The following is an 8,695-nucleotide window of genomic DNA, read 5'->3' as shown; positions in this document are numbered from 1 at the left end:
GGCGAAGGCGAGGGTGGGAATCAGCTCGGCCACGTTGTGCACCAGCACGTAGGTGAGGAACTTGCGGATGTTCTGGAACACCGCGCGGCCTTCTTCGATGGCGTTGACGATGCTGGCGAAGTGGTCGTCGAGCAGCACCATGTCGGCGGCTTCCTTGGCCACGTCGGTGCCGCTCCTGCCCATCGCGATGCCGATGTGGGCGGCGCGCAGGGCCGGGGCGTCGTTGACCCCGTCGCCGGTGACCGCCACCACCTGGCCCTTGGCCTTGAGGGCTTCGACGATGCGCATCTTCTGGTCGGCGGCGACGCGGGCGAAGAGGATTTCCGGTGCGTCCAGGGCCAGTTGCAGTTGGGCCGGGTTGAGCCGACGCAGCTCGGCGCCGGTGACGACGCTGGGCGCCGGACCGCGCACCAGGCCGATCTGGCGGCCGATGGCGAGGGCCGTGCGCGGGTTGTCGCCGGTGACCATGATGAGCCGGATGCCGGCCGCGTGGCAGGTGGCGATGGCGGCGTCCACGCCGGCCCGCGGCGGGTCGGAAATGCCGACCAGGCCGCACAGGTCGAGCGCCTGCTCCTCGCTGCCCGGCGGGCAATCGGCCGGCAGGCGGCGGACGGCGAGGGCGATCACCCGCAGGCCGGCTTCGGCCATGTCGTCCTGGGCGCGCTGGAGGCGGGCGCGGATGGCTTCGTCGAGGGGCTGCGGGCCGTCCGCCAGCAGGATGCGGTCGCACAGGGGCAACACGCTTTCCGGCGCGCCCTTGCAGAGCAGCAGCGGGCCGGCGGCATCCGGATAAAGCACCGACTGACGCATGCGCTCGGAGTCGAAAGGCCACTCCTCGCTGCGCACGGGCGGCGCCGGCGCGAAGGCTTCGCTCATCTCGACGAGGGCGATTTCCAGCGGATCGCCGTCGAAGCGACTATGGCCGTCTTCGCGGGTTTCGGTCAGGTCCTGGCAGCCGCGGGCAACCCGGAAAAACAGCGGGTGGGCGGCGACAAGATCGGGGCGGGCGGCCAGTTCGGCCGCATCCAGCGCCGCCAGGCCCAGCACCACGCGGCTGGCGCGCATGCGGTTTTCGGTGAGGGTGCCGGTTTTGTCGGTGCAGATCGCGGTGACCGAGCCGAGGGTTTCGACCGAGGGCAGGTGGCGGATCAGCACGTTGCGGCCGGCCAGACGCTGGGCGGCGAGGACCAGCGAGAGCGTCAGGGTCGGCAGCAGGCCTTCGGGCACCAGCGCGATGATGATCCCCAGCGACAGGATGGTGTCGCGCCAGAACGGCACGCCGGCCACCCGCCCGACCGCGAAGAAGGCGGCGCCGATGCACAGCGCCAGAATCGCGATGCTGCGGCTGAGCCGGGCGATCTCGCGGCGCAGCGGCGAATCCTCGCCGCCGGCGCTCTGGGTGAGATGGGCGATGCGCCCGAATTCGGTGTGGGCGCCGGTGGCGAACACCACGGCGCGGCCCTGCCCGGAAACGACCGAGGTGCCCGCCAGCAGGATGTTGCGGGCATCCAGCGCCTGCTCTTCGGCGGACGGCGCGGCGTCGCAACTGCGCGGACGGGATTCGCCGGTGACGGTGGCGCGGTTGAGGCGCAGCCCGAACGCCTCGATCAGCCGGCAATCGGCCGGCACGTTGTCGCCCTGGGCGAGCAGCACCACGTCGCCCGGCACCAGCGCTTCGGCCGCCAGCCGGGCCACCGTGCCGTCGCGCAGCACTTCGCACTGCTGCGGCAGCAAGCCCTGCAGCGCGGCCAGGGTGCGTTCGACGCGCACTTCCTGCCAGAACGAGAACAGCCCCGAGACCAGGATCACCAGCACCACCGCCCAGCCGACCCGGGCCATGCCCTGACTGGGGTCGAACCAGTCGGCCAGAAACGCCAGCCCGGCGGCGATCCACAGGATGATCGAAAAAAGGTGGGTGAATTCCTTCAGCAGACGCAGCCACGCGGCTTCCCGCGCCAGCGGCTCGACCCGGTTCGGGCCGTATTCCGCCAGCCGCGCCGCCGCCTCTACCGACGCCAGCCCCTGCGCCGAACTGCGCACGCTGGCGAGGGCTTCGGAAACGGGGAGTTGATGGAGTTTCATGGCGGACAGGGCAGAACCAAACCGGCCAAACGATACTTTACGACCGGGCGACGCCGGCCGGAAAGATATCGGGCCAATGCCTTACCATTTCTAAATCCAGATATAGATTGGAATCAAGTCAGGCATCATGCAGCCCTCCAACGAAAGGCCCCTCCTGTTGAGAACGAACTACATCCTCATCGATTACGAGAATGTTCAGGTCAAATCCCTGGATCGCCTGCAGAACGAACAATTCAAAGTATTGATTTTTTTGGGACCGACCAATACCAAACTGCCGGTAGATTTGGTGCTGTCGGTCCAGCGTCTGGGCGACCGAGCTCAATACATTCTCCTCGAAGCCCCCGGTCCCAACGCACTGGATTTTCACCTCGCCTATTACATGGGCGTCCTGTCCTCCAGCGATCCAACCGCATACTTCCACATCATTTCGAAAGACACGGGATTCGATCCGTTGATCCAGCACCTCAAGAGCCGAAAGATTTTTTCTGCCCGCTCGATTTCGATAGATGACATTCCCTGCTTCAAAGCGGCAACACTGCCTGCGAACAACGGTTCCAGCGCGCTTTCGGCAGCACCGACGCCCGAAAGCCTGTTCCGTCCGGTGCTCGAACACCTCGTCAAGAGCAAAGCTTCGAAGCCGCGTACGATAAAAACACTCAAAAGCACCATCCAGGCCAAATGCGGCAAGGAGCTTCCTGCGGAACTCATCGACAAGGTATTCGCCCTGCTGCTCAAGAAGGCTTATGTGCTGGTAGATGGCACCAAGGTCAGTTACGCACTGCCGACAACCCCAGCACCGCAGGATTCCCCATGAACGCGGAGGCCGGCCACGACACCCTTGCCGTTCCCGGCGGCGCGCCGATCAAGCTATGGACCCGCGGCGTGCCCGTCGAGGAGGCGGCCCGCCAGCAGTTGATGAACACCGCCCGCCTGCCCTTCATCTTCCACCACCTGGCGGCGATGCCGGACGTGCATCTGGGCAAAGGCTCCACCATCGGCAGCGTGATCCCGACCGTCGGGGCGATCGTTCCGGCCGCGGTGGGCGTGGATATCGGCTGCGGCATGATGGCCGCGCGCACCTCGCTCAGCGCCGCCGACCTGCCCGACAACCTGCACGCCCTGCGCAGCGCCATCGAGGCCGCCGTGCCCCACGGCAAAACCTTCGGCAAGCGCGACGCCGGCGCCTGGGACGAGGCGCCGGCCGGCGTCGATGCCGCGTGGCGCGAACTGCTCGGCGGCTTCCGGCGCATCGCCGACAAATATCCGCAGCTCGAACGCACCAACAACCGGCTGCACCTGGGCACCCTCGGCACCGGCAACCACTTCGTCGAGGTGTGCCTCGACGAAGCCGGACAGGTGTGGTTCATGCTCCATTCGGGTTCCCGGGGCGTCGGCAACGCCATCGGCACGCTGTTCATCCAGCTCGCCCAGGACGACATGCGCCAGCACCTTGCGAATCTGCCGGACCGGGATCTGGCCTACTTCAAGGAGGGCAGCCGCCACTTCGACGACTATGTCGAGGCGGTGGGCTGGGCACAGGATTTCGCCCGTCACAACCGGGCATTGATGATGCGGAACGTCGTCGCCGCCGCCCGGCGGATCGTCGCCAAGCCCTTCGTGGCCGACGTGGAGGCGGTCAATTGCCACCACAACTATGTGCAGCGGGAAACCCATTTCGGACATGACATCTTCGTCACCCGCAAGGGCGCCGTCGCCGCCCACCGGGGCCAGCTCGGCATCATCCCCGGCTCGATGGGCGCCAAGAGCTTCATCGTGCGCGGCCTCGGCAACGAGCAAGCCTTCTGCTCGTGCAGCCACGGCGCCGGCCGCACCATGAGCCGAACCCAGGCCAAGAAAGTTTTCACCGTTGCCGATCAGGTGCGCGCCACCGCCGGCGTCGAATGCCGCAAGGACGCCGGGGTGATCGACGAGATCCCGATGGCCTACAAGGACATCGACGCGGTGATGGCGGCCCAGTCCGACCTGGTGGAAGTGGTGCACACCCTGCGTCAGGTGGTCTGCGTGAAGGGGTGAGCGGGGTAAAATCCGCCCCGCACTCCACCGAACCGAACGTCTTTCAGGGTCATCCCCGCGATGCGACAGCCTTTGCAGCACGCCGCCAACCGCCGCACGGCGCCCGCCCGATGAGCGCCGGCGTATCCGCCGGCCCGCTGCTGGCCGGGGCGCTGGTGCTGGCCGCGGTCGGGGCCAGCTTCGCCTACCTCGACATGCCCCTGGGGGCGCTCTTCACCCTCAGCGCGGCCCATGAGGCGGCGGACTTCGTGCGGCGCTTCTTCCCGCCCGACCTGTCGCCGGACTTCCTCGCCAAAGTCGGTTTCGCCGCCCTCGAAACCTTGGCCATCTCCCTGGTCAGCACCCTGCTCGCGGCCCTGGCCGGCGCCGCGCTGGCTTTGCCGGCGGCCGGGCGTCAGGGACGGCTGGCGCGGTCGGCAGCGCGCTTCGTCCTCAACCTGCTGCGCTCGGTGCCCGAACTGGTGTGGGCGACGCTGATGGTGCTGGCCGCCGGCCTCGGCCCTTTCGCCGGCACGCTGGCGCTGGCCTTGCACACCACCGGGGTGCTCGGCCGGCTGTTCGCCGAAGCCCTCGAAAACACGCCGCCCGCGCCCGCCGAAGCGCTGGCAGGCAGCGGCGCCCCGGCGCTGGCGAGTTTTCTGTACGGCACTCTGCCGCTGGTCGCCTCCCAGTGGCTGGCCTACGCGCTGTACCGCTGGGAAATGAACATCCGCATGGCGGCGATCCTCGGCTTCGTCGGCGCCGGCGGGCTGGGCGCGCTGCTCTACTACAGCCTCTCGCTGTTCCAGGAAGCCCAGGCCAGCACGGCGATCCTCGCGATGCTGGCGATGGCCATCGCGGTGGACGGGGCGAGCGCCTGGGTGCGGCGGGCGATGGCCGACTAGGGCCGCCCTCGCGGCTGAAGTTCGGCGCGGCGGTGCCGTCAACGCCTGGAGCTTGCCCTCCGATGGCCCGATGTCGGCGCGGGCGGGCCTCGACCGCACCATTCCGTCATTCCCCGCGAGCGCCTTTCCATGAACCCGCACCAAACCTATTCCGGCACGCTTCCGGCCTGCCTCCTGACGGCCGCGCTCAGCATCGCCGCGGCAACGCTTCCGCCACACCTGGCCACCCCTTGCGCCGCGACGGCGGCCTTGCTGGCGGCGGTCGCCGGCGCCCTGCACTGGCGGCGCGTGAAATCATGCGCCGACAACAGCCGGGTGGCCGCCATCGAGAGCCGGCTGACCAAGACGCAGATGGAAGCCGACATGCTGCGCGAACGCTTGCAACGCGCGGAAAACACCGCCGCGAGTCCGTCCGACGACCCCCAGTTGCGCTCCAGGCTGCAACAACTCGAACAGGCGACGGGAGAGGCCACGCGTCTGACCGGCGACTTGGGCAATCTGATCGCCCAGGTCATCGCCGACATGGGCGTTGCGAACGGCCTTGCCCGCGCCAGCGGCGAAAAGGTTGCCGCTGGACACGGCCTCATGATCCAGGCGCGGGCCGAGATCGTGAAGCTGGGCGCCACGCTGCAACGCGCCGCGGACGATCTGGCCACCCTGAACAAGCAGTCGGCGCGGATCGGCGACATCGTGGGTTCGATCACCCAGATTTCGGAGCAGACCAACCTGCTGGCCCTCAACGCGGCCATTGAAGCCGCCCGCGCAGGCGAAGCCGGGCGCGGCTTCGCGGTGGTGGCCGACGAAGTGCGCAAGCTCGCCGAGCAGGCCCGCACGGCCAGCACCCAGATCGGCCAGATCGCCAAGGATCTGCACGTGACCTCCCAGGATGCCGCGGAAGCCGTGGCGGCAACCGGCCAGACCGTCGACAGCGGCCTGTCGGTGGCGGACCGCGCCCAGGCCGCAATGGCCGAAGTCCAGTCCGGCGCGAAGCGGCGCGTCGAAGTCGTCACCCAGGTTTCGGACGCCATCCACCGCCAGCACGCTATCTGCGACGAGATTCTGTCGGCGCTGTCGCGCGCCTGATCCGCGCCGCGGGCGGCCCAAGCGGCCCCGACGTTGAATAAACCGGCGGAGACCGCTAAGGTCTGGGGGCTGGCCATCGGCAATGACCGGCAGCCGCAATAACCGACGGGCGTCCGACATCCGCCCGCCCTCCAACCCGCCAGCCCCGGCCAGCGTGCCGACGACACAGCCCATGCCCAGACTCGATCGAATCCGCCACACCTCTCGCCGCCGCCGGAGCGCCCGCTGATGCTCTGGGAGGCGCTCGGCGCGGCCCGCGATCTCGGGCGGGTGCATGACATCGCGGCGGTGCTGATCCGCTACGGCTTCGGCGATCTGGTGCAGCGGCTGGGCATGGCGCAGGCGCTGGAGCGGGCCGGCAAGGTGCTGCACCTGCACCTCAACGGGCCGCAAGACGTGGCGCGGCTGGAACCCGCGGCACGGGTACGCCGGGCGCTCGAAGAACTGGGGCCGACCTTCGTCAAGCTGGGGCAGATCCTGGCGACCCGGGGCGATCTTTTTCCGCCGGAATGGATCGCCGAATTCGGCAAGCTGCAGGATGCGGCGCCGGCGGTGCCCTTCGCCGACATCCGCGCCCAACTGACCGAAGACCTGGGCGAGGCGCCCGAAGCGGTGTTTGCCGAACTCGACACCGCGCCGCTGGCCGCCGCCTCGCTGGCCCAGGTGCACCGGGCGCGGCTGGCCGACGGCACGGCGGTGGTGCTCAAAGTGCGGCGGCCGGGCATCCGGCCGGTGATCGAGGCCGATCTGCGCCTGCTTGGCCGTCTGGCCGAGATCGTCGAGGCCGAAGCGCCGGACCTGCGCCGCTACCGACCGCGGGAGATCGTCCGCCAGTTCGCCCAATCCCTGCGCCGGGAGCTGGATTTTTCGGCCGAAGGGCGCAACGCCGAACGCATCGCCGCCAGCTTCGCCGACCACCCGGAAATCGTCGTGCCGCGCATCCACTGGCAATGGACCGGCGAACGGCTCAACGTGCAGGATTTTCTCGAAGGCATTCCCGGCCGTAACGTGGCCGCCCTGAACGCCGGCTTCGACCGCCGCCTGCTGGCCCGGCGCGGCGCCACGGCGGTGCTGAAGATGATGCTGGAAGACGGCTTCTTCCATGCCGACCCCCATCAGGGCAATGTTTTCTATCTGCCGGACAACCGCCTGGGCTTCATCGATTTCGGCATGGTCGGGCGCCTGCCGGAGCAGCGCCGCTACGAAGTGGCGGAACTCTTGCACGGCCTGGTGGACCGCAACGCCGGCATGGTGGCCGGCGTGTTGCTGGGCTGGAGCAGCGATACCGAAGGCGACGACGCCGCGCTGCGCGACGAGATCGAGCGGTTTGTGGACGAATACCACGGCGTTCCGCTCAAGCAGCTCGATTTCGGGGCGATGCTGGCCGACATGGTCGGCATCCTGCGCGAACACGGGCTGGCGCTGCCGCCCGATCTGGCGCTGATGTTCAAGGCCTTCATCACCCTCGAAGGCCTGGGCAGCCAGCTCGATCCGGATTTCGACATCGCCGCCGAAGCCGCGCCTTTTCTCAAGCAGGTGCTGGTCGCCCACCATTCGCCGGAAGCCCTGGCCCGGCGCGGCTGGAGCGCGCTGACTTCGGCAGTCGATCTGCTCGCCGGGCTGCCCCACGACCTTGGCCGGCTGCTGCGCACCGCGCGCCGCGGCACCCTGCGGGTGGAAGTGGAAGTGCCGCCGCTGAAGGCTTTCGGCGACCGCCTCGACCGCGCCGCCAGCCGGCTCACCATCGGCATCGTCACCGCCGCACTGATCGTCGGCTCGTCGATCGCACTGACCGTGGATCGCGGCAATTCGACCTCCACCGTCGGCCTCCTCGGCTTCATCGGCGCGGTGTTGGGCGGGCTGTGGGTGCTGGTGTCGGTGTGGCGCGGCGGACGGTAGGTCGAGCTGGGAAAAGCCCGTTTGAAGTTCGGCCAGGATTCGTCTCCGACGCGTGAATGACCTCGCCCGCGACGGGCAGCGCCGGCTTCATCCCGGCCCGAACGGCCGCCCGGCTTGCGTGGGCCGGACGGCGCTCGAACCCTGGCCCGATCAGCCCTCGCCGCCGCCGGTGTAACGGCGCGCATAGCGGCGCCCCAGGCTGGTCAGGATCTCGTAACCGATGGTGCCGGCGCGGGCGGCAATCGCATCCACGCCATTCAGCGGATCGGCCAGATCGAGCAGCCCACCCTCGACGATCCGCCCTTCCGGTGCATCGGTGATGTCGACAATCAGGGTGTCCATCGAAATATTGCCGATCAGTGGCAGCGGGAGGCCATCGCAACAGGCGATGCCGCGGTTGCTCAGGCTGCGCGGGTAGCCGTCGGCGTAGCCCACCGCCAGCGTGGCGAGGCGCGAGGGACGGGTTGCGGTCCAGGTATGGGAATAGCCGACCGCCGTTCCGGCGGCGACGCTGCGCGTCTGCAGCACCTTGGCCTGCAGGCGGATCACCGGCCGCATCGGGTTGGGCTGCCCGGCCACCGGTGCGACGCCGTAGAGCGCGGCGCCCGGGCGAACCAGATCGAAGTGATAGTCGTCGCCAAGAAAGATGCCCGACGAATTGGCCAGGCTGCCGCGCACGCCGGGCAGTCTGGCCAAGGCCGCGCGGAAGCGCG

At 68.8% G+C, this 8,695-nt stretch carries 7 protein-coding genes; 5 read left to right on the top strand and 2 right to left on the bottom strand.

The annotated features are described in order from the left end of the window. Nucleotides 1-2,082, bottom strand: a 2,082-nt coding sequence (locus tag Q1M07_RS00655) for a cation-transporting P-type ATPase (RefSeq protein WP_300449269.1), incomplete at its 3' end; no start/stop codon positions are given. 157 nt (nt 2,083-2,239) lie between these two features. Here Q1M07_RS00655 and Q1M07_RS00650 point away from each other — a divergent pair. From Q1M07_RS00650 to Q1M07_RS00630, 5 genes are all read left to right on the top strand, one after another. Beyond that, a complete protein-coding gene (locus Q1M07_RS00650; RefSeq protein WP_300449267.1) occupies nt 2,240-2,896 on the top strand; it encodes a PIN domain-containing protein in 657 nt (218 codons plus the stop codon). Continuing rightward, nucleotides 2,893-4,116 (top strand): RtcB family protein, encoded by a 1,224-nt coding sequence (locus Q1M07_RS00645; protein ID WP_300449265.1) that lies wholly within the window; start codon nt 2,893-2,895, stop codon nt 4,114-4,116. The genes Q1M07_RS00650 and Q1M07_RS00645 overlap by 4 nt, the downstream gene beginning before the upstream one ends. A gap of 110 nt (nt 4,117-4,226) precedes the next feature. Beyond that, nucleotides 4,227-5,000, top strand: a complete 774-nt coding sequence (gene phnE, locus Q1M07_RS00640; RefSeq protein WP_300449263.1) for a phosphonate ABC transporter, permease protein PhnE — start codon at nt 4,227-4,229, stop codon at nt 4,998-5,000. A 129-nt stretch (nt 5,001-5,129) separates the two neighbouring features. Next, entirely contained in the window at nt 5,130-6,083 is a 954-nt protein-coding gene (locus Q1M07_RS00635; protein ID WP_300449261.1) for a methyl-accepting chemotaxis protein, read from the top strand. Between the two features lie 228 nt (nt 6,084-6,311). Further along, complete coding sequence (locus Q1M07_RS00630; protein WP_300449259.1) at nt 6,312-7,982, top strand: AarF/UbiB family protein; 1,671 nt, start codon at nt 6,312-6,314, stop codon at nt 7,980-7,982. Nucleotides 7,983-8,132: 150 nt separating this feature from the next. Here Q1M07_RS00630 and Q1M07_RS00625 read toward each other — a convergent pair. After that, on the bottom strand, nt 8,133-8,695 hold a 563-nt coding region (locus Q1M07_RS00625; RefSeq protein ID WP_300449257.1), incomplete at its 5' end, for an alanine racemase C-terminal domain-containing protein.

It is taken from the genome of Accumulibacter sp., from assembly GCF_029255285.1.
GTDB lineage: Bacteria > Pseudomonadota > Gammaproteobacteria > Burkholderiales > Rhodocyclaceae > Accumulibacter.
This window is presented reverse-complemented; position numbering and strand designations above follow the sequence as displayed.

What these genes read in the sequence shown, in the direction of transcription:
- Q1M07_RS00645 (WP_300449265.1), top strand. Translation starts at nt 2,893, where the DNA reads ATGAACGCGGAGGCCGGCCACGACACCCTTGCCGTTCCCGGCGGCGCG.
- phnE (WP_300449263.1), top strand. Translation starts at nt 4,227, where the DNA reads ATGAGCGCCGGCGTATCCGCCGGCCCGCTGCTGGCCGGGGCGCTGGTG.
- Q1M07_RS00635 (WP_300449261.1), top strand. Translation starts at nt 5,130, where the DNA reads ATGAACCCGCACCAAACCTATTCCGGCACGCTTCCGGCCTGCCTCCTG.
- Q1M07_RS00630 (WP_300449259.1), top strand. Translation starts at nt 6,312, where the DNA reads ATGCTCTGGGAGGCGCTCGGCGCGGCCCGCGATCTCGGGCGGGTGCAT.